Genomic DNA, 22,635 nt, shown 5'->3' with positions numbered 1-22,635 from the left:
ACTGATGATTTTTCGTGTCATGCTGCCTATGTTGGGGTTGGCATCATTCGAATCAACTCGGTTTTGTTAGCGGCTCTTAGTCCCCTGCCCGACCGCAATGCCAATGTAAAAAGCCAGTCAGATCAACTGACTGGCTTTTTGGTCTCTCTTGCTCCGACAGGAGCTGTTCATTCCAGCCCCATTGGAAACCTGCTCAGTGTGAAGGATTACTCCTGCACCTCGCTGACACCTTCGACTTTCACATCAACACGGCGATCCGGAGCCAGGCAGACGATCAGCTCACGCTTGGACTTGCTGACGCAGCTGTCGCCGGTAACCGGTGAGGATTTACCACGCCCTTCCACATTGATCTTGGCGGCCGGGATCCCTTTACCAACCAGATAGTTGGCAACGGTCTGGGCACGCTGCTCGGAGAGTTTCTGGTTGTAGGCATCGGAACCGATACGGTCGGTGTGACCAATTACGGTTGCCACACCATCTTTAGGTCGTGCCTCTTCAATCTGGCTATAGAGGCTATCCAGTGCCTGACTGGCCTCTGGCTTGAGAGTCGCCTTGTTGAAGTCAAACAGCACATCGGAGCTCAGGGTGAACTGCTTCTCAACCATCACAGGTGCAGGAGCAGGTTCCGGAGCCGGGGCGGGCGCCACAGGGGCAACCTGACCAAAGCGATAAACCGCTGCCAGCGAGAGCAGGCCGTTATCCATTCGCAGACCGGTATCATCACGGCTGCCATACGGGGTGGTGTACTGATACTCCAGGCGAGCGGCCCAGTCGAGATTGAACGCATACTCGGCACCCAGCGCGCTGACAAAGTTGAACCGGCCATCACCGCCTTTCAGATCACTGTTGGCGGCCGCATAACCGCCGCCGATACGTCCGTACAGGTCGAGGCTATCAGTTACAGGGAAGCCCAGCTTCAATGATAAATGAATAAGTTGGGCCTGAACTTCATCTTGAAACGCTGCGCCCGTGGCTGAGCGGGCATCATATTTGTACTTACCCAGATAATCGTAGCCATATTCGATGCCCAAGTTCTTGTTAAGCTGATAGCCAAAAAATACACCAGCCCCAAGAGCATCATTGGTCTCATTGCCGAGGGTAAAGCTGTTGCTTTCATCAATGCCATAGAAGTTGGACCAACCCAGTTTGGCACCGCCATACCAGGTGTTGTCTTGACCGGCAGCCTGGGCATTGGCCGCCAGCAAGCCGGTAACCAGAAAGGTAATCAATGATTTTTTCATGTTTGAGCCTCTGCAACTTTATGTAGGAGGAGGTTGATTGATATCACCTCGTCTTATAGGTGCAACCACCCAAAAGCGATCGCAGCATATCAACGTTAGCCTATTTTCAAGTCACTGATATCAATTAACAAAAAACACTCTAACGCAACCACGTTACAAAAACAGCAACAAACGTTTGTTATTTGAACTGGATGTGACGCAAAAAGACGCACAGATGAGGGCTGAAAGGGGAAAAAAGGCCAGCAACATGCTGGCCAGAAGCGATATCAGTGACGAACAAACTCGTAGTGCTGATAGATAAAGTCAGCAACACGCTGGCTCAGTACCTTGTGCACCGTCCTGGTCGGATGGACCTGATCCCAGAACATATGCTCATCGCAGTTGAGAGTCGCTGCTCGCCCTTTTGCCTGCCCGCTCACCACCGCCTGCGCCAGGATCGGGTTACCGGCAATAGCCACTCTTTCGGAGAAACTTAAAGCCGGGGTCGCAGCCACCTCGGCGGCGCTGCCGGAGAACGGCTTCCACGTATAGCCGCCACCGTAGCAGGCGTGTTCTGTGTCACTCAGCCCGAACTGCTGGGGATCGCGCATCATCTCGTCAAACTGCTTGTCCACTTCGAACAGCTTCACGATGCCGAGGGGAGCCAGCTCGCGAGTGAGGTTCTGCAACTTCTGGTTGTGGTAACTGGCCACATGGCGCACCTTCTCCACCACCTTCATGCTGCGGGCTGACGGGGTCTGCCCCAGATCAGGAATGTTGAACAGCAGGATCTGCTGCGCGCCGTTGAGCACCAACCGGTTGGATGCCAGCCGGATGGTATCGATCACCCGATCCGCATCCCGCTCGGTGTTCCAGCCATAGGCCAGATAGTCATTGGCACCGACCCAGATCACCACCAGATCATCGGGGCGGAACTTGTCCTTTTTCAGGAACTGATCGATCTCGTAATCGAGGTTGTTGATCACCTGATATTTGGGATCCCAGGACCAGAAACCGAGCCAGCCGTTCAGGGCGCCCAGATGGTTATAGGCCACCGCAGTTGCACCGCCTTCCGCCTCGTTGGCCACGACCAGACCGGGAAAACGCTCGTCACCCAACTGCTCCAGCCACACCGGGCCGTTGCTGAAGCGTCCGTTGAAGTAAGGTGGACTGGAGGGGAGATACCCCCGCATCTTTTTGTACATCTTGCCGGTGTCGGAGAGGCTGTCACCAAACATCACGACCCGGGAAAAAGGTTGGCGTCCCTCTGCCGCTTGCGCGGTCAATGCCATTAACCCCAATAAACAAACAAGCCATTTTTTCATATTGTTGTGCTCTTCGATTAAGCAGGTGAGACCTGCGGACTTCTCCTCGTGTGGCGACAGGCATGGGAAGAGTCTGCTGCCACTGACTTCTGGTGAAGGTGACAGATTACAGTTCCAGATGAAATCACACATGTTCCGCCACCGATGAAATCGCTTGCGCTCACAAAACAGCCAATCACAGTGGGTTTCTCTTTCACGCTTGTTTCACGCCCTGCACAGCACAATGCCCCCATACCAACGACAGGAGTATGAAATGAACAAGGCAAGCGCAAGCGTAATCGGACTGTTGACCCTGATGTCTGTCTCCTCTTTTGCCATGGCGGCCTATACCGGCCCGCAAGAGCAGAACAAGGTTTCCGTTGCTCAACTGAAAGATCTGGCCGATGACAGCTGGGCCACCCTAGAAGGGAAACTGGTCAAGCACCTGGGCGGCGAGAACTATCTGTTCCGCGATGCCAGCGGTGAAGTGGAGGTCGAAGTGGATCAGGATGTGTGGCGTGGCACCGAAGTGGGCCCGGATGATCAGATCCGCATCCGTGGTGAAGTGGACCACAGCTGGAACAAGACCGAAGTGGAAGTCAAAACCCTGGAGAAAGTGGGCGCGGCCCCGCAGACCAAGGGCGGCTTTATCGCCAAATAAGGCCACTTCAACGACGAACTGGCCAGACGTTAAAAGGGCGCTTGATATCAAGCGCCCTTTTGCATGGTTAACCCAGCGTAACCACTTAACCGGCCCGACTGGCAAAGGCTCTCTTGAACCCCTTCTCGGCCTGATTGACCTTGTAGAGGTAACGGCGCGCCTCCTCTTTGGGATGTTGCTCGGTCAACACCTGATAGACCGCCTCGGGGGAGAGCCGGTTGATCCGGCTCGGCGCCGCCTTGCGATCGCTGGAGAAGGTATTGAGTACCCCGCCAGCGCCACCGTTATAGGCGGAGATCACCGCATAACGACGGGAGCGCGGATCCTGAATATCCGCCAGATAGACGGTCTGCAACAGGTGCAGATAGGCGGTACCGACATCGATGTTGTAGGCCGGGTTGAACAGCTCCTCCCGGGTCGGCTGGCCGTTCTTGCCCTTGACCCGCACATAGACGTCACGACCGGCGGTAGCCGGGATCACCTGCATCAGGCCATAAGCGTTGGCATGACTCACCGCATAGGGGTTGAAGCTGCTCTCGGTCTTGATCACCGCATAGATCAGGCTCTCCGGCACGCCGTATTTGCGCGACGCTTCCCGGATGATCCCCGCATACTTGTAGCCCCGTCGATCTTCATGGTTGGCCACCATGGGTATATCGACGAAGAAGATGGTGCGAATACCCAGAGTGCGCTTCTTCATCGCCGTGTTGAGCAGGTAATCGGCATAACGCTCGGCGCGCCAGGAGGCGCGGATTGGCTGGCGCTGATTGTCCAGCACCTGACCGTAGAGGAAGGGCTCGCCGCCGGTCAGAATTTCCCGGTCGGAGTAAAGATCCACTTCGGCCGGATCGTCCGGGGTCAGCAGGGTCTCGATGATGGCGCGACGCAGGTGAGCGCGGGGATCGATGCCAGATACCGTCTCCACCATGATGTGGCCGCTGGAGAAGTCGATGTGGGCCCGGCTCTTGTACTCATCCGTGTATTTTACGTAGTCAAACTTGCCCGCAAACAGCGCCTCCCGCCCCCATATCTCGTTCACGTTATGGGAGAGCGCGCTGATCATGTGTTCAAAACCGCGGATGTCCTTGCCGTTGACCAGATCGTCATCCTCACTCCCGCTGGGCTTGGGGGAGGATGAGCAGGCAGAGAGAAACAGCAGGGTGCACAGCAGCCAAAAAATTCGGCCCATAGGATCCTCAAACCGGGCAGCAGAGCTGCCCATCATTCATTTGCTGCGACTTCAGGAGCGGTCACGCCAGTGTGGCGCCATTCCCGCACCTGTTCACACGTACAACAGCCGGAGAGCTTACTGGGCAGGCGGGGTGTAACCTTCGATCTGCACTTCACCTGCATCAAACAGGTAGCTGACCATCTCTTTTTCCAGCAGTTGGCGATGCTCAAGATTCATCATGTTGAGCTTTTTCTCGTTGATCAGCATCACCTGCTTCTTCTGCCACTCGGCCCAGGCTTCCTTGCTGATGTTGTCAAAAATCCGCTTGCCGAGCTCACCGGGATAGAGTTGGAAATCCAGACCCGGGCCCTCTTTTTTCAGGCGTTGGCAAAATACAGTACGGCTCATGTTGACCTCTATGGTTGTAACTCTGGATAGGCGAGCAGACGGGCCGTGGCGGCCGCCAGCCCCACCTCGGCAGGATGGCGTAAGTTATACCAGAGTCGGTTATCTGCTTCCATGAGCCGCAGCGGCTGCGCCTCATCAATGTCAATCAGCAGCGGCTGAATATCGAGATGGAAGTGGCTGAAGGTATGGCGAAAACCGGCCAGTTCACGATAACCGTGATGGCTCAGGCCGAGGGACGCCAGCAGACCATCCACCTCCGCCAGCGAGGCCACCTGCGGGAAGCAGTAGAGCCCACCCCAGATCCCCTGCGGCGGCCGCTTCTCCAGCAATAACTCGTCACCATGGCGGATCAACAACATGACGCCATCCCGGGCCGGAATGCTCTTCCTCGGCTTGCTGTTGGGGTAGGCAGTGGGGTTGCCTTGCGACAGCCCCTGGCAATCGGCCCGCACCGGACAGCGATCACAGGCAGGCTTGCTGCGGGTGCAGATAGTGGCCCCGATATCCATCATTGCCTGATTGTATTGCGCCACACCCAGCTTGGGAGTGAGCCGGATGGCGATCTCCCACAGCTCGTTCTCCACCTGTTTTTGACCGGGCCAGCCCGGCAGCGCCAGCCAGCGGGTGAGTACCCGCTTCACGTTGCCATCAAGGATGGCGTGGGGCTGACCCAGAGAGAGCGACAGCACGGCCCCGGCGGTTGAGCGGCCAATGCCCGGCAACGCCATCACCTCGTCAAAGCGCTCGGGAAAGAGGCCGTGGTAATGATCGCGGATCTGCTGAGCCGCCTTGTGCAGGTTGCGGGCCCGGGCGTAGTAGCCAAGCCCGGTCCAGTGGTGTAGCACCTCGTCGACGGGGGCATCAGCCAGTGCCACCACATCGGGGAAGCGCGCCATAAAACGCTGGTAGTAGGGGATGACTGTGGCGACCTGGGTCTGCTGCAGCATGATCTCCGAGACCCAGACCCGGTAAGGGGTCTTCTCCTGCTGCCAGGGCAGGGTTTTGCGGCCATGCAGCTCATACCACTCCAGAACCCGGCTTGCGAAGGTTGATTGATTCACGTTGTTCTCATGTCGTTGATATAAGGGGAACTCTGCGGTTCCTTCGGCTCATCTGGCCTGCGTGGGCATAAAGTCATCCCGCAGCACAGCGCCAGCTGTCTGGTGCGGCAGCGTAAGGCCTCGTCACGCCCAAGTCAAAGCCGCGCTGACTGACGCTGCGGGCAGGTGGTGGTCAGGCAGCAAAACGGTAACAAAGACGATATACTCGGCCCCACGATTGATGACGGGAGAGACGGTTTGCAGACTTATCTGGTTGGGGGCGCAGTGAGGGATCGCCTGCTGGGATTGCCGCAAGGCGACAGGGATCATCTGGTGGTCGGCGCCACCGTGGAGCAGATGCTGGCACTGGGGTTTACCCAGGTCGGTCGCGACTTTCCTGTTTTCCTCCACCCCAAAACCCAGCAGGAGTATGCCCTCGCCCGTACCGAACGCAAACAGGGTCAGGGTTACACCGGCTTTGTCTGCCACGCCGCCCCCGATGTGACGCTGGAACAGGATCTGCTGCGCCGGGATCTCACCATCAACGCCATCGCCGAAGATGATCAGGGCCAGCTCCATGATCCCTACGGTGGCATTGACGATTTGGAAAAGCAGCTGCTGCGCCACGTATCTCCCGCCTTTGCCGAAGACCCGTTGCGCATCCTGCGGGTTGCCCGCTTCGCCGCCCGCTTCCACGCTCAGGGCTTTACCATAGCACCGGAAACCCTCACCCTGATGAGCGAGATGACTGCCGCCGGCGAGCTGGCCCACCTCACTCCGGAGCGGGTCTGGAAGGAGCTGGAAAAAGTGCTGCTGGGGCCGACCCCGCAGATCTTTATCGAAGTGCTGCGCCAGTGCGGCGCCCTCAAGGCGCTCTTCCCCGAAATTGATGCGCTGTTTGGCGTCCCCGCCCCGGCCAAGTGGCACCCGGAGATCGACACCGGCATCCACACCCTGATGGTGTTGGAGCAGGCGTGCCGGATCTCCCCGGAATTGACCGTCCGCTTTGCCGCCCTCTGCCACGACCTTGGCAAGGGGATCACCCCCAAGGAGTTCTGGCCAAGCCATCACGGCCACGGCCAGAAGGGGCTGCCGCTTATTCGCGCTCTGTGCGAGCGGTTCCGGGTACCCAACGAGTGCCGGGATCTGGCGCTGCTGGTGAGCGATCTGCACACCCACATCCATATCGCCTTTGAGCTCAAGCCCGCCACCCTGCTCAAAGTGTTCGACAAGGCTGATGCCTGGCGTCGCCCCGAGCGCTTTGCCCAGCTGCTGGATGCCTGCCGCGCCGATTTCCACGGCCGTACCGGTTTCGAGGAGCGGGTCTACGCCGAGCCGGACTATGTGGCAGAAGCGCTGGCTGCCGCCCAGGCGGTGCCGGTGAAAGAGATAGTGGCGGCCGGTTACAAGGGAGAAGAGATCAAGGAGCAGCTCGCCAAAAAGCGCACTGATGCCATTAGCCGCATCAAGGATGAGTGGACCTTTATCGAAGAGTAACCTCGGCCCCATAACATACGGCCGCCCTGATGATGAACTCCGCAAGGAGAGCATCGCCAGGGCGGCCGTTTTGCATCCAGGTTTATATGTGAAGGGGCGCTAACCTCTGCTGGTGCCGTTATGCCGGACCAATTCGCTCCATCAGGCTCATATGGGATGAGCCATCGTGGCGCTTGAGATTCTGGCGGTACTCAAACTGGCGCTGGCTCTCCTGCTTGAGCCCCAGCATCAGCGAATAGCACATCGCCAGCATGATCACCGAGAAGGGCAGCGCCGCTATGATGCTGGCCGCCTGCAAGGCCGCCAGGCCGCCGGAAACCAGCAGGATAGCGGCAACCAGCCCCTGCCCCAGACCCCATACGGCGCGGTGCAGTACCGGCGGCTCCTGATCACCGATGGAGAGCAGAGTGGTGATGACCAGCGTGCCCGAGTCACTGGAGGTGATGAAGTAGGTGCAGATGAGCAGGGTCAACACGGCCTTGGCGATCCAGCCGAAGGTATCCCAGTGCAGCAGCTCGACCGTCTTGTAGAGCGCCAGCGTCACATCCTGATTGACCGCCGCGACCACGCCGCCGCCACCAAACAGCTCCAGATTCATCGCCGTACCGCCAAACACGGTGAGCCAGAACATGCCGAGCAGCGAGGGTACCAGCAGCACACCGAGCACAAACTCGCGGATAGTACGCCCCTTGGAAATGCGGGCGATAAACATGCCGACAAACGGCGCCCAGGCAATCCACCAGCCCCAGTAAAACGCCGTCCAGCTCGACTGCCAGGCCGAGGTGCCGTTGGCCTCGGTGTTGGTCCAGAAGCTCAGTTTGACGATGTTCTGCAGGTAATCACCGATGTTCTGCACATAGGCGTTGAGGATATAGGTGGTCGGCCCCAGCACCAGAAAGAGCGCGAGCACGAAGACACTCAGCCAGATATTGAGCTCGGAGAGGATCTTCACTCCGCGCCCGACCCCGGAGACCGCCGACAGAGTGGCGATCAGACTGATGCCACCAATCAGCCAGAGCTGGTTCGCTTGCGATACGTCCATGCCGAACATCTGGTTGAGGCCGGTATTCATCTGGGAGACCCCCAGGCCAAGGGAGGTCGCCACCCCGAACACGGTACCGAACACGGCCAGCACATCGGCCGCATGGCCCCAAAAACCGTAGATCCGCTCGCCAAGGATGGGGTAAAGCACAGAGCGGATCGCCAGCGGCAACTTGCGACGATAACTGAAAAAGGCCAGCGACAGGCCAACGATCACATAGATGGCCCAGGGGTGCAGACCCCAATGGAAAAAGGTGAGGCGCATGGCGATCTGGGCCGCTTCCGGGGTCATCCCTTCGGTAATGAACGGATTGCCCTGCAGATGGTTCATCGGCTCGGCGATGCTCCAGAACACCAGACCGATACCCATGCCTGCGCTAAAGAGCATGGAGAACCAGGCGAAGTAGCCGAACTCCGGTACCTGGTCGTCGTCACCCAGCCGGATGCTGCCAAAACGGCTGAACATCAGGTAGACAGCGAAGAACAGGAACAGGGCGACCACCAGAATGTAGTACCACTTGAACCCGGCAATAATCTGATCCTTGGCACCGACAAACCAGGCGGCCGCGGTATCGGGAACAAATACGCCAAACAGCAAAAACAGGGTGATCACGGTGAGGGCCGTCATGGCCATAGTCGGGTTGAGGCCTTTCAATAGCCCTTTGCTTGCTCGCATCCAGCCTCCTTAGTCGTTGTTGAAAAAGTCTTCGCCCACATGATCACCGGCGCCGCCGATGGCACGATAGACCAGTTTGCCAGCCGCCTGTTCGCGGTGATCCACCAGCGAAACCGAGGGCTGGCCGTTCACGGCGTGACGCTTGCCAAGGAAGATCGCCATGGGGACGCCCAGATTGGAGATACCGCTGGTGATCCAGAGGCGGTTGAAGTCGTAAGAGCCACCGATGAATTCCAGCTGGGCCAGGCCGGTATCGAGGCCGGTCAGATAGAAGTTCATGGCACTTTCGTCAGGAAAGAGGTGCACCAGCACATAGGCGTAGCGCAATTCGTTCACCAACTCCTTTAGGTTGAAAGTACCTGTCTCACTGCAAGAGAGGGGTAACTCACCATCATAGTGGTGTACCTTGAGGTTGTTGGGGTCTTCATCATAGGCAGGCTGATAGCGCACAAAAGCCGAGGTATCCGGCAGTTCATAGCGCACTCTGAGCACACGTAACTCGGCCACCAGAGACTTGATATCCAGCTCGTCATTCATCATTTCGCTCCTCAAATGTCAGGGTGAATTCCGTGAAATGTCCGTCAACCTAACACAAAATTAATTAGAGCAGAAATTATTACAACAAAAACCATATTGACCTTGTGACGAATTAGGCGGAAAATTTTGCGCCTCTCCATTGCCCTCCAATGACGCACACCCCATGGAAAAACATGATGAAGTGCTGGTCGCCCTGCGCCAGATTATTCGTGCCATAGACATGCACTCCAGGCGCTTGATCAAAGAAGCCGGGCTCACTTCCCCGCAACTCTTGCTGCTCAAAGGGATCGACGAGCTGGGACAGATCTCCATGCGTCAGCTGGCCGATCACACCAACATGAGCCAGGCCACCGCCACCACCATCATGGACCGATTGGAGAGCCGCCAACTGGTGCAGCGCGTTCGCAGCAATACCGACAAGCGCAAGGTTCACGCGACACTGACTGACGAAGGCCGCGCCCTGCTGGCTCAGGCCCCGACCCCGCTGCAAGAGCGCTTCATCCAACGTTTTCAGGCACTGGAAGCGTGGGAGCAGACGCTGCTGCTCTCTTCCCTGCAACGCATCTCCTCCATGATGAATGCAGACGAAATCGACGCCGCCCCAGTGCTGAGCGTCAGACCCCTCACCGAAGAGCAGGCATAGCCCCCACGCTAAATAACCGGGATGTACCGGAAAGTGGACACTAGTTGTGGTGTAACCAATTGCTATAGCCAGTTCGCTCTGGCTAACTGAGTAGTCTCTATCAGACGGGTCTAATTGGCCTAACAGTATGTGGCACATATGGTCGGGGCATGCTGTCATGGCGGGCTTTCTGTTCAGGGCGTAGCGGGCGGGGTGGTTGCCGGTTCAGCCTTGGCGGTTGGAGAGGGTTGCCACTCCACATAGGGGCGGTGGATCTTCTCGTAGATCTCGGTCAATTTGCCGGTGGCGGCCAGCTGATCGATGGCTTGGCGGAGAAATTCGTCCATCTCATCACCAGCAGCCCCTTTCTGGATGATGAAGACATCCTCGAAATCACCGAAAAATTCTCGCCTGATATTGGTCAGCCCCAGCTGCTTGAGCATCAGGTCGGCCTCCTCTTGCGCCCAGACAAAGGCGTCGATACGGCCGCGTGAGAGCTTGCGCAGTGACTGCTCGATACTCATCGAGCGCTGCACCGGGAAGGGCATATAGTCGGGAACGGCCTCGATCAGCAGATCCCGTTTGGTGGGCACTATGCCGTAGGCCATATCCGTGGTGACTGGATAACTGGTATTGCTGTAAATCACATGGGCAACCTTGCCAAAACTGCGGGTGCTGAAGCGATAAGCCAGCATATCGATATCCTTGAGGTTGCGGATGGCGGGCAGCCCCAGGTCAGCCTTGCCGGAGATCACCCCAGCCATGGCACGGGCGATGGGGTAGATGGTGATCTTGATGGTCACATCGGGGTAGAGATCATCGATGGCGTGTACCAGATCGACAAAGGGGCCTGTCTTGTCGGCATTGATCAGCCCTGGCAGCTCGCCAAGGTGGGCATTGAGGATGCGCACCTGTTTCGGCGGCTCGGGGGTGGCGTCGTTTTCCGGAGTCTGCGACAGGCCGAGAGTCGCGCTGCCGAGCAGGGTGACCACGAGCAGCAGAAGGGGGATGTGTCTGGTCATGGCGTGTCTCTCTTGGTGATGGGTCAGCTAAAGTGTAGTCAGCCCGTCGCCAGCGCCCCTCGGCTAGGCCATCATGGATAGGGTTTTACTTCTCGGCCCCCGCTCACTAGACTTCGCCTCCCACTTCTTTGTTGACGTAGCGCCATGACCTTTAGCGAACTTGCCCTCCATCCCGCTCTGCTTGCCTCTTTGCCCGCCACCTTGCAGACGCCGACCCGCATCCAGCAGCTTGCCATTCCGGCGGCGCTGGCGGGGCAGGATCTGCTGGCGCTGGCCCAGACCGGCAGCGGCAAGACTCTGGCGTTTGGCTTGCCGCTGCTGCAACGGCTGGATCCTGCCTCCAGCCAGGTGCAGGGTCTGGTGCTGGTGCCGACCCGCGAGCTGGCGATTCAGGTCACTATTGCGCTTAAAGAGGGCGCCGAGGCGCTGGGGCTGCGTATCATGACGCTGTGTGGGGGCGTTGCGCAGGAGCGGCAACAGGCCGAACTGGCGCTGGAGCCACAGCTGCTGGTGGCGACGCCGGGGCGGTTGCGGGATCTGCTGACCCAGCAACTGTTGGGGCTGGATGGTTTGCAACTGCTGGTGCTGGATGAAGCGGATCGCCTGCTGGAGATGGGCTTTGCTCCCGACATCAAGGCACTGCTCGGCTTTATTCCGGCGGATCGCCAAACCCTGCTCTTCTCCGCCACCTTGCCTGCCGAGCTGGAGACGCTGGCCAACGGCCTGCTGCGCGAGCCTAACCGTATCGAGGCAAACCCCCTTAACAGCGTGGTGAACGAAATCGAAGAGCGACTCTATCTGGTCAACAAGAGCAGCAAGGTCCCGGCGCTCATCAGCCTGCTCAAGGAGCAGGCATGGCCGCAGGTGCTGGTCTTTATCAGTGCGCGGGATGATGCCGACGGGGTGGCCAGAAAGCTGGCCAAGGCGGGCATTGCGGTGGCCGCCCTTCATGGCGAGAAGGAGCAGGCGGTGCGCGAGCAGGCGCTCGGCGATTTCAAAGAGGGCAAAATTCGGGTGCTGGTGGCCACTGACCTGATGGCGCGCGGCATCCATGTGGAGGCGCTGCCGGTGGTGATCAATCTGGACTTGCCCGCCAGCGCCCCTGTCTATGTACACCGCATAGGTCGTACCGCCCGGGCTAGCCGCGAGGGGCTGGCCATCTCGCTGGTTTGTCATGGCGAGAGTGACATGCTGCAAGCCATTCGCACCCTGACCGGCAGCGAGCTGCCGTTGGGCGATCTGGCGGGATTCCCGGTCACCGACCAGCCTGCCAGCGGGGGGGGCAAGCGCCCCCCTCGTGACAAGCAGGCCAATCGCCGTACTCAGGCCAAGCGCAGCGTCAAGCAGTTCAAGGGCAAGCGCTGACCTCAGGGTTTGCCTTGCTCCCGCGCGAAGAAGTCACGACGCCACTGGCTCAATACCTCCTCCTTGTGCTGTTGCCACAGCGCAGGAGCCATCTGCTGTTGGCTGATCGCCAGTTGCTGCTCCAGCTCGGCCAGCTCTCGCTGGTAGCGGCTGCGTTGATCGAGCTGCTGCTGGCGCGCTCCGGCAAACGCCAGCGTGGCTTCGGCTTGCTCTGCGGGGAGGAAGTGGCGGGCCAGGGTGGCCAGTTCCTCATCTCCCCACAGCTGACGAGCTTGCTGCAGGCGGGCATCCGGGTTGAACAGATCCACCGCCAGATCCGGATGATCCGCTGCCCACCGGTCCTGCAAGCGGCTGAGGGCGTCCAGCCGCTCGGCCAGCGGCAACTGCTCGCTCTCTTGCGCCAACTGATCCAGCGCCAGGGCATAGCGCCCCTGTAGCCGGATCAGGCTCTCACCCTCGCTCAGCCCCCCGGCCTCTGTTGCTTCCAGATTGCTCACACGCTGCGCCAGCGGCAACTCGCTGTCGCTGATCTCGCTGGCAAGCTGGTTGATCAGTTCATCCGGCATCGCCTGCCAGCTGCTGGGCACTTCTTTGCTTTTGCCATCCATCCCCTCAGCGTTTGACATTCGGGGAGGCGGGCTCCCCGGTTCTGCTGGCAACTGCACATCGGCCAGAGAGGGCGTCGCCGACTGTTCTGGCGATATCGAAGACGACTCTTCCTGCCAGCCCAGATTCACCAGCAAAAGGGTCAGGATAGCCAGCGCCAGTATCCCGTAACGGCGAGTCATCGGCTGATCTCTCCCTTGACCGGGAAGTGGTCTGAGAGGTTGCTGGCGGGCCAGAGGCTGCCATCGCTGCTGCGCGGGATCCAGACCGTGTTGAGGTTGTGGCTGGCGTTGCCGTACTCCCGACTCACCACCAGATAGTCCAGATACTCGACGTTGGCGCCACCGGAGAGTGGGCCACCAGCATAGGGGTTGATCCTGGGATCGAAGGTGGCTGCGGTGTAGCCGCCATAGGCGGGTTCATGGGCGTTCAGATTGGCCAGCATATTGGCGTAGTCATCGGCAAACTTGCGTTTGTTGACGTTGAAGTCACCGCCGTAGATGACGGTGTCGCTGGCGGGGATCTTGAGGCTGGCAGCCAGAGAGCGGATCTGACCGAACTGGATCTGGCGCAGCTTGCGGGCCTCGTCGGTGTCAAAGCTGGCGGTGTGGGTGGCGAACAGGTGCCACGCCTTGCCCCCCTTGATCACCTCGGCGTACATCACTCCCTTGTCGGCGAAGCAGTCGGTGCCGGTGCATTGGGGATAGACCAGCTGTGCCTCCCGCACTATCGGATAGCGGCTGACGATCACCACGCCGCCGTCATGAACGTTGACCCCGGGCTTGTCGAGCACTTTGGTCTGGTAGGGATACTCTTTCGCCAGCGCCTGCAAAAAGCCCTCGCGGCGGCCATCGAATACCTCTTGCAGCAGCAGGGCGTCATAACCCTTGAGATAATCAGGCAGCAAGGTCAATCGCTCGCCGATGCTGGAGGCGATCACCGGCAGCGCCCAGACGTTGTAGCTGGCCACCTTGAGCCTGTTTTCTGCCGGTTCCGGCTGCTCCCGTTTTTGGGGGGGCGTGATCATGTAGTGCAGATCGTCGTAGCGGCCGGTGAACTTGGCGGCAAAGGCCAGCTCTTGTGGCCCCGCCACGCGATGGATCTCCCTGTCGTTTTGCCAGCCGGATGCGCTGGTCGGCGTCTCGCCACCGTGCTGCAAGGTGGTGTTCCACCAGGTTCCCTCCATGAGCTGGTTGAGGCGATAGACGTCGCCACTCGCTGTAGTCACGCGGGTTTCGAACAGATAGCTCTTGCCCGCCTTGACCCCCTCATAGCGATTGAAGCTGAGCACCATGGCACTCTCCCATGGGCCCAGCTCGGTGCGGTGCTGAAGCCACTGACTGCCGGGTTGCAGCTCGCCGGAACCGCTTTGGCGGATGTCGATCTGGAGCGGTTCAGGGCTGTTGTTGGTGAGATAGACATCGGTATCGGCCAGTGCCAGTTGCGGGAACTGGCTGACCAGCAGCAGGGCGGCATAACTGAGGGTTTTCTGCATCACAGGATCCTTTTGGTTGCAGGGCAATGGAAAGTGACTGTTATGGCGAATGCAGAGGTCAGTTTGTTTACATTTTCGTTACAAGTAAATGAATTGGTTTTGTTTGGAGCTTTGTGGAGGTGTAAAGCGAGCGAGGCAGCACGCTTAAAGAGAGAGGGGGGCGAGGGAAGGCGCCCGTGTCAGGCGCCTTCAGAAGTTAGCGGTGGGCCAGCGGGTAGGTGAAGAGCGCCAGATGGGCGAAGTTGAAGGCGAAGTGTACTGCGATGGCTACGCTGAGACGGCCGCTGAGCTGGAATGCCAGGCCATAGCAGCAGCCTGCCAGGGTCGCAAACAGCGCCAGCAGCGGGCCACCGGGCAGGTGGATGGCTCCGAACAGTAGCGCGGCCACGACGATGCCAATCCAGGGGCGGTAACGCTCGGTCAGCTCCTGCTGGATCGCGCCGCGAAACAGCGCCTCTTCCGCCACGCAGGTGAACAGCAGGTTGTTGAGTGCAAACAGCCACCACCAGTGGGGCAGACCCACTTCCGGTTTCAGTGCCCCCAACTGCCAGGCGATGACCAGCAGGGCACCTAGCGGCAGCAGCAACAGGGCCAAAAGGCGCCAGCGGATTGCGCCCCCCTTGCCCAGCAGCATCGGGCAGGCCAGCAGCAAGCCAAAGAGCAGCAGCGGCTTGTCGAGGTTCAGATACATGTTGAACGGCACGCTGGCGGGGCCTGCCAGCGCCTGATCCAGCACCTTGAGATTGTTGAAGCCGGGGATCAGGTGCAGGGTCAGCGCAATCGCCCAGAGGATCAGCACCACTCTGGCCGCCATCGCCCAGCGGGCGGGGAGGGTTGGCGCACGCCACGCCAGCAGTAATCCTGCGACCGAGACCAGCAGGGCGGGTAGTGTCATTCGGTCAAGCCACAGGGCCAGCAGCAGGGAGAGTCCCAGCAGGGCAAAGGCGGGAAGACGCTGGCGGAAGAGGGCAAGCAGCACGGCCAGTGCCAGCGCGCCCCAGATAAATGAGTCGGGGAGGGGTAACATTGGATCTCCTTGAACGAGGCAGGCGGCAACCTTAACAAGAGGGCGTCAGCAGGACAACCGCGCAGGAGGTGGTCGGATCCCTTCTCTATACTCATCAACAGGGTAAAGGGAGAGCAGCTGATGAAGCACTGTCTGTGGTTGTTGTGTTGTTGGTGTGTCTGGCTGCAGGCCGCACCCTTGCTGCTGGTGACCGGTGAGTTCACCCCCTATACCGGCAAGGCACTACCTGAAGGTGGCGAGAGCACCCGGCTGGTGACGACCCTGCTGCAAGAGGCCGGGTATCGAGAGCTCCAGGTCGACTACCTGCCCTGGCCCCGCGGCTATCAGTTGACCCGCAATGGGTTGGTCGCGGCCACCTTCCCCTACGCCTGGACTGCCGAGCGGGCCAAGCTCTTCCACTACAGCGCTCCCATTCATATAGATCGCCTCTCCTGGTTTACCTATCGGGGGAGTGAGGCCATTCAGGCTGGCCGCTGGCAAGGGCTGCGTGTCTGCATTCCGCTGGGGTGGAGCACCAGCCATGCCGACGGGGTGATCAAGCGTTTCGGGCTGGATCTGCAGCGCCCCAAGACCCTGGCACAGTGTCTGCAACTGCTGGATCGCAAACGGATCGATCTGCTGCCGATGAACGAGACGGTGACCCGGGATGCCAGCCGTCAGCTGTTTGGCGACCCCTGCCATCTGCAGGCATTGCCCCACTTTCGTCAGAGCGACACCTTTTACCTGATCATTTCACGGCAGTACCCGGAGGCCGCCAGCCTGCTTGAGCGCTTCAATCATGCCCTGGCTGCCGCCCGTGCCGATGGTCGCTATGACCAACTGATCTCCCGAGCCGGAAAGGGGATCGATTGCCGTTGAGAGTGCACGGCCGGAAAACAAAAAGCCGGAGCAGTGGCTCCGGCTTTCTTTATACCTTCAGGGGCGATTAGCGGCCTGATTCGGCGATGACGCGGGCGATGATATCGGCGCGCTTGCCGGCTTCCAGTTCGCCCAGGGCGATCAGGCCAGCCTTGAAGATGACGTTCTTCGGCAGGCTGACGTCGTCCAGTGTGGCGATTGCTTCAACGTGCATGCCGTTCAGGCGGCTGGCATCGCGCGGGCTCAGGTTGACCTGAGTGTTCATCACCTGCTTGCCTTTCTTCTTGGCAGGTGCAGCCGCTTTCTTGGTTGATTCCTGTTCTTCGTCTTCCGGCAGTTCGTCATCAAAATCGTAAATAGACATAGTCAATCCTGTTGAGTTAGGCAAAAGGGCACATTTGCCCGACATTGGGTCAATCAGCCCATATCCTCGTTACGGATAAAGGCGCGCCAGGAGCCGAGCACCTGGGCAAAATCTTCCAGCCCGCACATGGCCAGCTGTTCATCATCGTAGTAGGCGAGATCGTCAAGATCCTCACCCAGCTCGATATTGAGGGCGTTGGCTTTCACCTCCGCCTCTTCATGGGTCAGCAGCAGGGAGTAGTCACCGCCGTTGAGCCGGTATTCGACTCGGGTGCGGTTGGATAGCTGATCAATGATGGAGAAGAGCTCGTCGAGCTTCTCCTCATCCTTGCCAACCTCGTCGATCAGCCACTGACCGATGGCTTCATGGCCCATGGAGAACCGGGCGCGATAGCCACCAAACGGGTCGCGGCGAAATTCATAATCCATAGCACAGTCCAGATCGGAGGGATGGGCCATCACGGGCAGGCGGGTGCAAGCATGCAATTCCTGCTCCATGGCGGGGCACACATCGGGTAAAGTGGCCTATTCTAGCGATCCCCCTCTCGCTTGTCTTGATGATGTGGCATCTTTGCGCCCATGTGCCCTGAATCGGCCCGTAGTGGCGCTCTCAGATCAGTTCCTTGTCCGGAGATGTTATGCAGCTAAACGATAACCTTGCCCGCCAGATCGTCGCACGGGCGATGAAGATCCTGTCGTTCTCGGTCAACGTGATGGACGAACATGGCCTCATCATTGCGTCCGGCAATCCGGAACGGATCCATCAGCGCCACGAAGGGGCCGTGCTGGCGCTCACCGAAAACCGGGTGGTGGAGATCAGCGAAGCGACAGCCTTGCAGCTCAAAGGGGTGCGACCCGGCATCAATTTACCCATCTCCTATCAGGGGGAGCTGATCGGAGTGATCGGCATCTCTGGCGATCCGGAGGAAGTTCGTGCTTACGCCGAGCTGGTGCGAATGACGGCAGAGCTGATCCTGGAGCAGGCGGCGCTCACCGAGCAGTTGCAGTGGGACAAGCGCCACAAGGAGGAGCTGGTGTTGCAACTCATTCGGGGCGAGGGGCGAGTCGATCAATTGCAGCAGGCGGCCCGTTTTCTCGGGCTGGAGTTGGCCCAGCCTCGGGTGGTGGCCGTGCTGGCCCTGGAAGAGGCCGATCCGGCTCGTCTGCGGGAGCTGGTCCATCAGCTGGAGAACCCGGAGCGGGACAATCTGGTCGCCATCAACGGGCTCGACGAGATAGTGGTGCTCAAACCGGCGCAATTGAGTGAGGGCGTCTGGCAATCGGCGCAGGAGCGCAGCCGGATCAAGCAGTTGCTGGCGCGCATTCCCCACTTCAAGGTGCATATCGCGGTGGGCGATTACTTCGCCGGGATCGACGGGCTGGCGCGCTCTTACCAGACGGCGCGAGATACCCTGCGCCGTGGCATGCGGCAGGCACCGCGCAAACAGGTCTACTTCTTTGAGGACTACCGTTTGCCGGTGCTGCTCGGCAGTCTGGCGGACTCCTGGCAGGCGGATCAGCTGCGCGCACCGCTGCAAAAACTGGCCCGGGAAGATGGCAAAGGGGCGCTGCAGAAGACCCTGCGCCACTATTTCTTGCAGGATTGTGATCTGCATCGCTGTGCCGAAGCCCTGTTCATTCACCCCAATACCCTGCGCTATCGGCTGGGGCGGATAGAGCAGATAACCGGGTTGAATTTCAACAAGTTAGACGACAAATTTTTGCTCTATCTCGGCCTTAATCTCGACTTGTGATTGTAAAATTAGACAAAAAACTACTTTTGCATGACACGTTTTTTGGCTATTCAGCCAAAGCATTCTGATTGCAGATCTCCATAATGGCGGCCATTCACTCCCATTGAAGGTGTCCGTCATGATCCCGGTTACAGCCCTTGGCGCCATCGCGGCGCTCTCCATCGCCATCATCCTCATTTTGAAAAAGGTGCCGCCCGCTTACGGCATGATCGTGGGTGCACTGGCCGGTGGCCTGATTGGCGGTGCCGATCTGACCCAGACCGTTGCCCTGATGATCGGCGGTGCCCAGGGGATCACCACAGCTGTGATGCGGATCCTGGCGGCCGGTGTACTGGCGGGCGTGCTGATCGAATCGGGTGCGGCCACCACTATCGCCGAGACTATCGTCAAGAAGCTGGGTGAAACCCGCGCCCTGCTGGCACTGGCGCTGGCGACCCTGATCCTGACCGCGGTCGGCGTATTCGTGGATGTGGCCGTTATCACGGTGGCGCCCATCGCGCTGGCCATCGCCCGCCGTGCCGATCTCTCCAAGGCGGCCATCCTGCTGGCGATGATCGGCGGTGGCAAGGCGGGCAACGTCATGTCCCCCAACCCCAACGCTATTGCCGCGGCTGATGCCTTCCATCTGCCCCTCACCTCTGTGATGGCGGCGGGCATCATTCCGGGTCTGTTCGGTCTGGTGATGGCCTACTGGCTGGCCAAGCGGCTGAACAACAAGGGCAGCAAGGTTGCCGCCGACGAGGTGGTGAGCTTCGAGGGCACCAAACTGCCGGGCTTTGCCGCCGCCATCAGCGCGCCTCTGGTCGCCATCCTGCTGCTGGCCCTGCGGCCGGTCGCTGGTATCGTGGTGGATCCGCTGATTGCGCTGCCCCTCGGTGGTCTGGTCGGCGCCCTGATGATGGGGAAATTCAGCAAGGTGAACCAGTTTGCGGTCTCCGGCCTCGCCCGCATGGCGCCGGTTGCCATCATGCTGCTGGGTACCGGTACCCTGGCGGGCATCATCGCCAACTCCGGCCTGAAAGATGTGCTGATCAGCGGCCTGACCGCCTCCGGTCTGCCTTCTTACCTGCTGGCGCCCATCTCCGGTGCCCTGATGTCGCTGGCGACCGCCTCGACCACCGCCGGTACCGTGGTGGCCTCCAACGTATTCAGCTCCACCCTGATTGAACTGGGGATCAGCAGTCTGGCCGGAGCAGCCATGATCCATGCCGGTGCCACAGTGTTTGACCACATGCCCCACGGCTCTTTTTTCCATGCCACCGGTGGCAGCGTCCACATGGGGGTGGGTGAGCGCCTGAAACTTATCCCTTACGAAACTGCAGTCGGTCTGACCATTGCCACTGTCTCCACCCTGATGTTTGGCGTGTTTGGCCTCGCCTAAGGAATTGATATGAAAATTGTTATTGCCCCCGATTCATTCAAGGAGAGTCTGAGCGCCATGGCGGTGGCTGATGCCATCGAGGCCGGTTTCAAGCAGGTACTGCCGAACGCCACCTACGTCAAATTGCCGATGGCCGATGGTGGTGAAGGCACAGTGCAATCGCTGGTCGATGCCACCGGTGGCCGCATCCTGCCGGTCGAAGTGACCGCGCCCCTAGGTAACAAGGTGCAGGGCTTCGTCGGCCTGCTGGGTGATGGCGAGCGCGCCGTCATCGAGATGGCCGCCGCCTCCGGCATCCATCTGGTGGCGCCCGAGCAGCGCAATCCGCTGCTCACCTCCAGCTTCGGTACCGGTGAGCTGATCCTGGCCGCGCTGGAGATGGGGGTGAAGCACCTGATCCTCGGTATCGGCGGCAGCGCCACCAATGACGGCGGTGCCGGCATGATCCAGGCGCTAGGCGGCAAGTTGCTCAAAGCCGATGGCTCTGCCATCGAGCTGGGTGGCGCAGGTCTCAGTGAGCTCGCGATCATCGACCTGAGCGGTCTGGATCCGCGTCTGGGTGAGCTGGTTATCGAGGTGGCATGTGACGTGAACAACCCGCTCTGCGGCCCGAAAGGCGCCTCCGCGGTGTTTGGCCCGCAGAAGGGAGCGACCCCCGAGATGGTGGCGCAACTCGATGCCAACCTCTCCCGTTATGCCGACTGCATCGAGCAGGCCCTTGGCAAGCAGGTGAAGGATATTCCGGGGGCGGGTGCCGCCGGTGGCATGGGGGCCACACTGGTCGGTCTGCTTGGTGCCGAGCTCAAGCCCGGTATCCAGATCGTCATCGAAGCCCTGAAACTGGCCGAGGAAGTGGCCGATGCGGATCTGGTCATCACCGGCGAAGGGCGCATCGACAGCCAGACCATCCACGGCAAGACGCCAATCGGTGTCGCACGTTGCGCCAAGCAGTTCGGCAAGCCGGTGATCGGTATCTCCGGTTGCCTGACCGACGATTGCGGTGTGGTACACGATCACGGGCTGGACGCGGTATTCGCCGTGGTCAACCGCGCCATGTCTCTGCCGGAGGCGCTGGAGAGCGCCAGCACCAATATTCAGCTGACTGCGCGCAACGTAGCGGCGCTCTATCAGCTCAAGGGTTGATTCGGTTCGGCCGATGGGCGCCATCGGCCACCCAATATTCCCGTATGGGGCATCTCCCATCCCGCGAGATGTCTGGCTGCCCTGGCACTTATTTGCCGATCCATCGTGATCGGCTCTTTTCTTTCCGTTCCTTTGTCTTGCCACACTTTTGACTCCATGGGTCAGCGCGGTTTTGATAGGCGCACATCTCCCTTTACGGCATAGTGGTCGTACCAAGTACAAGGAGAGACTCATGTTCCTGCTGACCCTGGGGGTTGCGCTGTTTACCCTGATCCATCTCTACCCCTGTTTTGCGGTGGCCCATCGGGCGCGGCTGCGCGAGCGGCTGGGTGAGAATCGCTACAAGGGGCTCTTCTCCCTGCTGGTGTTTATCGCCATCGCCTGCATCATCGCCGGTTGGCGCTCGGCCAGCTCACTGCCGCTCTACTTCCTGCCGGAGTGGGGGCCGATGACCATGACGGTGATGATGCCCTTTGCGCTGATCCTCTTCTTCTCCGGCCAGGGGCCCAACCATCTGCGCCGTTGGCTGGTGCATCCCCAACTGCTCGGTACCCTGCTCTGGGCGGTGGCCCATCTGCTGGTCAACAGCGAGGCGCGCTCTCTGGTGCTGTTTGGCGGCATCGGGCTGTGGGCGCTGGTGAGCATGGTCTGGATTTCGGTGCGGGACTGGCAGCGATATCCCCGTCCGGCGGCCAACTGGACGGGCACCGGCATCAGCGTCGGGGCGGGCCTGGTTGCCACCGCGCTGCTGGTGTTCTGGGGCCACGGCTGGCTGACCGGCATTCCCCTGCATTGAGAGTGAACTGCGGCTCTGGTAACCGCGTATGATGGACAAAACAAAAGGAGTCTTGGCGATGAAATGGTTCACTCTGTTGCTGTTATTGGGGGCTGGCGCGGCCTCTGCGGCGTGCCCCGATTATTTCAATGTGGAGATGCGGGAGCTAAACAACTCTCAGCGCCATAACCTCTGTCAGCTGACCGAGGGCAAGGTGGTGCTGGTAGTCAATACCGCCTCCTACTGCGGCTACAGCGGCCAGTTCCGCGATCTGGAGAAGCTCTACCAGAGCTACAAGGATAAAGGGCTGATTATTCTGGGCTTCCCCTCCAACGACTTCTGGCAGGAGGCGGGCAACGAGACCAAGACCGCCGAGGTGTGTCGCCGTGACTATGGCGTCACCTTCCCGATGTTCAATCGAGTGGCGGTGCGGGGCTCCGATGCAGTGCCACTGTTCAAGGGGCTGGCGGCGGCCGCTGATGGGGATGAGCCGAATTGGAACTTCCACAAGTATCTGGTGGGGCGCGATGGCAAGCTGATCGCCAGCTACGGCGCCAACCAGAATCCGGCTGACGACCCCCTCAAACTGCAGATCACCCGGGCGCTGGGGCTCTGACTCTACCCCTTGGCGGGCGGCTCTGGAATAATGGGCTCCCGCCACTCAATCCG

Annotated in this window: 23 protein-coding genes; 10 read left to right on the top strand and 13 right to left on the bottom strand. The window is 59.8% G+C overall.

The genetic code is table 11. The features are described from left to right. Positions 1–206: 206 nt before the first annotated feature. Both ompA and NOM06_RS15900 read right to left on the bottom strand, forming a co-directional pair. Entirely contained in the window at positions 207–1,241 is a 1,035-nt protein-coding gene (gene ompA, locus NOM06_RS15905) for a porin OmpA (protein WP_255912288.1), read from the bottom strand. A gap of 266 nt (positions 1,242–1,507) precedes the next feature. Beyond that, positions 1,508–2,545: an SGNH/GDSL hydrolase family protein gene (locus NOM06_RS15900; protein ID WP_255912286.1), complete on the bottom strand. Its 1,038-nt coding sequence runs from the start codon at positions 2,543–2,545 to the stop codon at positions 1,508–1,510. Positions 2,546–2,798: 253 nt separating this feature from the next. On the opposite strand from NOM06_RS15900, the gene NOM06_RS15895 reads away from it, so the two are divergent. Beyond that, positions 2,799–3,185: a YgiW/YdeI family stress tolerance OB fold protein gene (locus NOM06_RS15895; protein WP_005335826.1), complete on the top strand. Its 387-nt coding sequence runs from the start codon at positions 2,799–2,801 to the stop codon at positions 3,183–3,185. Between the two features lie 85 nt (positions 3,186–3,270). On the opposite strand, the gene mltC is transcribed toward NOM06_RS15895, so the two are convergent. From mltC to mutY, 3 genes are all read right to left on the bottom strand, one after another. Next, the gene (mltC, locus tag NOM06_RS15890) at positions 3,271–4,374 is read right to left on the bottom strand and encodes a membrane-bound lytic murein transglycosylase MltC (RefSeq protein WP_255912284.1); all 1,104 of its coding nucleotides are present in this window, start codon (positions 4,372–4,374) and stop codon (positions 3,271–3,273) included. Positions 4,375–4,491: 117 nt separating this feature from the next. After that, positions 4,492–4,764 carry an oxidative damage protection protein gene (locus NOM06_RS15885; RefSeq protein WP_005335828.1) on the bottom strand — a complete coding sequence of 91 codons (273 nt, stop codon included), beginning with the start codon at positions 4,762–4,764 and terminating at the stop codon, positions 4,492–4,494. Positions 4,765–4,772: 8 nt separating this feature from the next. Next, the gene (gene mutY / locus NOM06_RS15880) at positions 4,773–5,825 is read right to left on the bottom strand and encodes an A/G-specific adenine glycosylase (RefSeq protein ID WP_255912282.1); all 1,053 of its coding nucleotides are present in this window, start codon (positions 5,823–5,825) and stop codon (positions 4,773–4,775) included. A gap of 237 nt (positions 5,826–6,062) precedes the next feature. Between mutY and NOM06_RS15875 the strand changes: the two genes are divergently transcribed. Further along, positions 6,063–7,301, top strand: a complete 1,239-nt coding sequence (locus tag NOM06_RS15875) for a multifunctional CCA addition/repair protein (protein WP_255912280.1) — start codon at positions 6,063–6,065, stop codon at positions 7,299–7,301. 118 nt (positions 7,302–7,419) lie between these two features. Here the strand turns inward: NOM06_RS15875 and NOM06_RS15870 are convergent, their stop codons facing one another. After that, a complete protein-coding gene (locus tag NOM06_RS15870) occupies positions 7,420–9,018 on the bottom strand; it encodes a BCCT family transporter (protein WP_129503260.1) in 1,599 nt (532 codons plus the stop codon). Positions 9,019–9,027: 9 nt separating this feature from the next. Then, complete coding sequence (locus NOM06_RS15865) at positions 9,028–9,555, bottom strand: hypothetical protein (RefSeq protein WP_255912294.1); 528 nt, start codon at positions 9,553–9,555, stop codon at positions 9,028–9,030. 163 nt (positions 9,556–9,718) lie between these two features. Here NOM06_RS15865 and NOM06_RS15860 point away from each other — a divergent pair, with 163 nt between their 5' ends. Then, positions 9,719–10,198, top strand: a complete 480-nt coding sequence (locus tag NOM06_RS15860) for a MarR family winged helix-turn-helix transcriptional regulator (RefSeq protein WP_150389731.1) — start codon at positions 9,719–9,721, stop codon at positions 10,196–10,198. A 173-nt stretch (positions 10,199–10,371) separates the two neighbouring features. Here the strand turns inward: NOM06_RS15860 and NOM06_RS15855 are convergent, their stop codons facing one another. After that, entirely contained in the window at positions 10,372–11,199 is an 828-nt protein-coding gene (locus tag NOM06_RS15855; RefSeq protein WP_255912279.1) for a transporter substrate-binding domain-containing protein, read from the bottom strand. A 144-nt stretch (positions 11,200–11,343) separates the two neighbouring features. On the opposite strand from NOM06_RS15855, the gene NOM06_RS15850 reads away from it, so the two are divergent. Beyond that, positions 11,344–12,564 (top strand): DEAD/DEAH box helicase, encoded by a 1,221-nt coding sequence (locus NOM06_RS15850; RefSeq protein WP_255912278.1) that lies wholly within the window; start codon positions 11,344–11,346, stop codon positions 12,562–12,564. A gap of 2 nt (positions 12,565–12,566) precedes the next feature. On the opposite strand, the gene NOM06_RS15845 is transcribed toward NOM06_RS15850, so the two are convergent. The 3 genes from NOM06_RS15845 to NOM06_RS15835 all read right to left on the bottom strand — a co-directional run bounded on the left by NOM06_RS15845 (position 12,567) and on the right by NOM06_RS15835 (position 15,692). Beyond that, positions 12,567–13,352: a hypothetical protein gene (locus tag NOM06_RS15845; RefSeq protein WP_255912277.1), complete on the bottom strand. Its 786-nt coding sequence runs from the start codon at positions 13,350–13,352 to the stop codon at positions 12,567–12,569. Then, positions 13,349–14,665: a sphingomyelin phosphodiesterase gene (locus NOM06_RS15840; protein ID WP_255912276.1), complete on the bottom strand. Its 1,317-nt coding sequence runs from the start codon at positions 14,663–14,665 to the stop codon at positions 13,349–13,351. The genes NOM06_RS15845 and NOM06_RS15840 overlap by 4 nt, the downstream gene beginning before the upstream one ends. Before the next feature lie 196 nt (positions 14,666–14,861). Further along, positions 14,862–15,692 (bottom strand): CPBP family intramembrane glutamic endopeptidase, encoded by an 831-nt coding sequence (locus tag NOM06_RS15835; protein ID WP_255912275.1) that lies wholly within the window; start codon positions 15,690–15,692, stop codon positions 14,862–14,864. A gap of 120 nt (positions 15,693–15,812) precedes the next feature. Between NOM06_RS15835 and NOM06_RS15830 the strand changes: the two genes are divergently transcribed. Continuing rightward, complete coding sequence (locus tag NOM06_RS15830) at positions 15,813–16,550, top strand: ABC transporter substrate-binding protein (RefSeq protein ID WP_128834935.1); 738 nt, start codon at positions 15,813–15,815, stop codon at positions 16,548–16,550. 67 nt (positions 16,551–16,617) lie between these two features. Here the strand turns inward: NOM06_RS15830 and NOM06_RS15825 are convergent, their stop codons facing one another. Then, a complete protein-coding gene (locus NOM06_RS15825) occupies positions 16,618–16,914 on the bottom strand; it encodes a hypothetical protein (protein WP_005348860.1) in 297 nt (98 codons plus the stop codon). A gap of 53 nt (positions 16,915–16,967) precedes the next feature. Continuing rightward, positions 16,968–17,342, bottom strand: coding sequence for a YacL family protein (locus NOM06_RS15820; RefSeq protein WP_031227767.1), 375 nt, complete (start codon positions 17,340–17,342; stop codon positions 16,968–16,970). Between the two features lie 209 nt (positions 17,343–17,551). Between NOM06_RS15820 and NOM06_RS15815 the strand changes: the two genes are divergently transcribed. From NOM06_RS15815 to NOM06_RS15795, 5 genes are all read left to right on the top strand, one after another. Then, positions 17,552–18,667 (top strand): sugar diacid recognition domain-containing protein, encoded by a 1,116-nt coding sequence (locus NOM06_RS15815; RefSeq protein ID WP_043820514.1) that lies wholly within the window; start codon positions 17,552–17,554, stop codon positions 18,665–18,667. A 118-nt stretch (positions 18,668–18,785) separates the two neighbouring features. Then, the gene (locus NOM06_RS15810; RefSeq protein WP_058059709.1) at positions 18,786–20,048 is read left to right on the top strand and encodes a GntP family permease; all 1,263 of its coding nucleotides are present in this window, start codon (positions 18,786–18,788) and stop codon (positions 20,046–20,048) included. 9 nt (positions 20,049–20,057) lie between these two features. Continuing rightward, positions 20,058–21,191, top strand: coding sequence for a glycerate kinase (locus NOM06_RS15805; protein WP_255912274.1), 1,134 nt, complete (start codon positions 20,058–20,060; stop codon positions 21,189–21,191). A gap of 232 nt (positions 21,192–21,423) precedes the next feature. Then, on the top strand, positions 21,424–21,987 hold the full coding sequence (locus NOM06_RS15800; RefSeq protein WP_255912273.1) for an NnrU family protein: 564 nt from the start codon (positions 21,424–21,426) through the stop codon (positions 21,985–21,987). Between the two features lie 58 nt (positions 21,988–22,045). Further along, a complete protein-coding gene (locus NOM06_RS15795) occupies positions 22,046–22,582 on the top strand; it encodes a glutathione peroxidase (protein ID WP_005340333.1) in 537 nt (178 codons plus the stop codon). Positions 22,583–22,635: the final 53 nt, after the last annotated feature.

The organism is Aeromonas sp. JL9, assembly GCF_024436075.1.
Taxonomy (GTDB): Bacteria; Pseudomonadota; Gammaproteobacteria; order Enterobacterales; family Aeromonadaceae; genus Aeromonas; species Aeromonas veronii.
Note: the sequence above shows the minus strand (reverse complement) of the source record. Positions and strands in the feature narration are given on the sequence as shown.

Coding starts and splice junctions, on each gene's coding strand:
- ompA (WP_255912288.1), bottom strand. CDS start 1,241: ATGAAAAAATCATTGATTACCTTTCTGGTTACCGGCTTGCTGGCGGCC.
- NOM06_RS15900 (WP_255912286.1), bottom strand. CDS start 2,545: ATGAAAAAATGGCTTGTTTGTTTATTGGGGTTAATGGCATTGACCGCG.
- NOM06_RS15895 (WP_005335826.1), top strand. CDS start 2,799: ATGAACAAGGCAAGCGCAAGCGTAATCGGACTGTTGACCCTGATGTCT.
- mltC (WP_255912284.1), bottom strand. CDS start 4,374: ATGGGCCGAATTTTTTGGCTGCTGTGCACCCTGCTGTTTCTCTCTGCC.
- NOM06_RS15885 (WP_005335828.1), bottom strand. CDS start 4,764: ATGAGCCGTACTGTATTTTGCCAACGCCTGAAAAAAGAGGGCCCGGGT.
- NOM06_RS15870 (WP_129503260.1), bottom strand. CDS start 9,018: ATGCGAGCAAGCAAAGGGCTATTGAAAGGCCTCAACCCGACTATGGCC.
- NOM06_RS15865 (WP_255912294.1), bottom strand. CDS start 9,555: ATGAATGACGAGCTGGATATCAAGTCTCTGGTGGCCGAGTTACGTGTG.
- NOM06_RS15860 (WP_150389731.1), top strand. CDS start 9,719: ATGGAAAAACATGATGAAGTGCTGGTCGCCCTGCGCCAGATTATTCGT.
- NOM06_RS15855 (WP_255912279.1), bottom strand. CDS start 11,199: ATGACCAGACACATCCCCCTTCTGCTGCTCGTGGTCACCCTGCTCGGC.
- NOM06_RS15850 (WP_255912278.1), top strand. CDS start 11,344: ATGACCTTTAGCGAACTTGCCCTCCATCCCGCTCTGCTTGCCTCTTTG.
- NOM06_RS15845 (WP_255912277.1), bottom strand. CDS start 13,352: ATGACTCGCCGTTACGGGATACTGGCGCTGGCTATCCTGACCCTTTTG.
- NOM06_RS15840 (WP_255912276.1), bottom strand. CDS start 14,665: ATGCAGAAAACCCTCAGTTATGCCGCCCTGCTGCTGGTCAGCCAGTTC.
- NOM06_RS15835 (WP_255912275.1), bottom strand. CDS start 15,692: ATGTTACCCCTCCCCGACTCATTTATCTGGGGCGCGCTGGCACTGGCC.
- NOM06_RS15830 (WP_128834935.1), top strand. CDS start 15,813: ATGAAGCACTGTCTGTGGTTGTTGTGTTGTTGGTGTGTCTGGCTGCAG.
- NOM06_RS15825 (WP_005348860.1), bottom strand. CDS start 16,914: ATGTCTATTTACGATTTTGATGACGAACTGCCGGAAGACGAAGAACAG.
- NOM06_RS15820 (WP_031227767.1), bottom strand. CDS start 17,342: ATGGATTATGAATTTCGCCGCGACCCGTTTGGTGGCTATCGCGCCCGG.
- NOM06_RS15815 (WP_043820514.1), top strand. CDS start 17,552: ATGCAGCTAAACGATAACCTTGCCCGCCAGATCGTCGCACGGGCGATG.
- NOM06_RS15810 (WP_058059709.1), top strand. CDS start 18,786: ATGATCCCGGTTACAGCCCTTGGCGCCATCGCGGCGCTCTCCATCGCC.
- NOM06_RS15805 (WP_255912274.1), top strand. CDS start 20,058: ATGAAAATTGTTATTGCCCCCGATTCATTCAAGGAGAGTCTGAGCGCC.
- NOM06_RS15800 (WP_255912273.1), top strand. CDS start 21,424: ATGTTCCTGCTGACCCTGGGGGTTGCGCTGTTTACCCTGATCCATCTC.
- NOM06_RS15795 (WP_005340333.1), top strand. CDS start 22,046: ATGAAATGGTTCACTCTGTTGCTGTTATTGGGGGCTGGCGCGGCCTCT.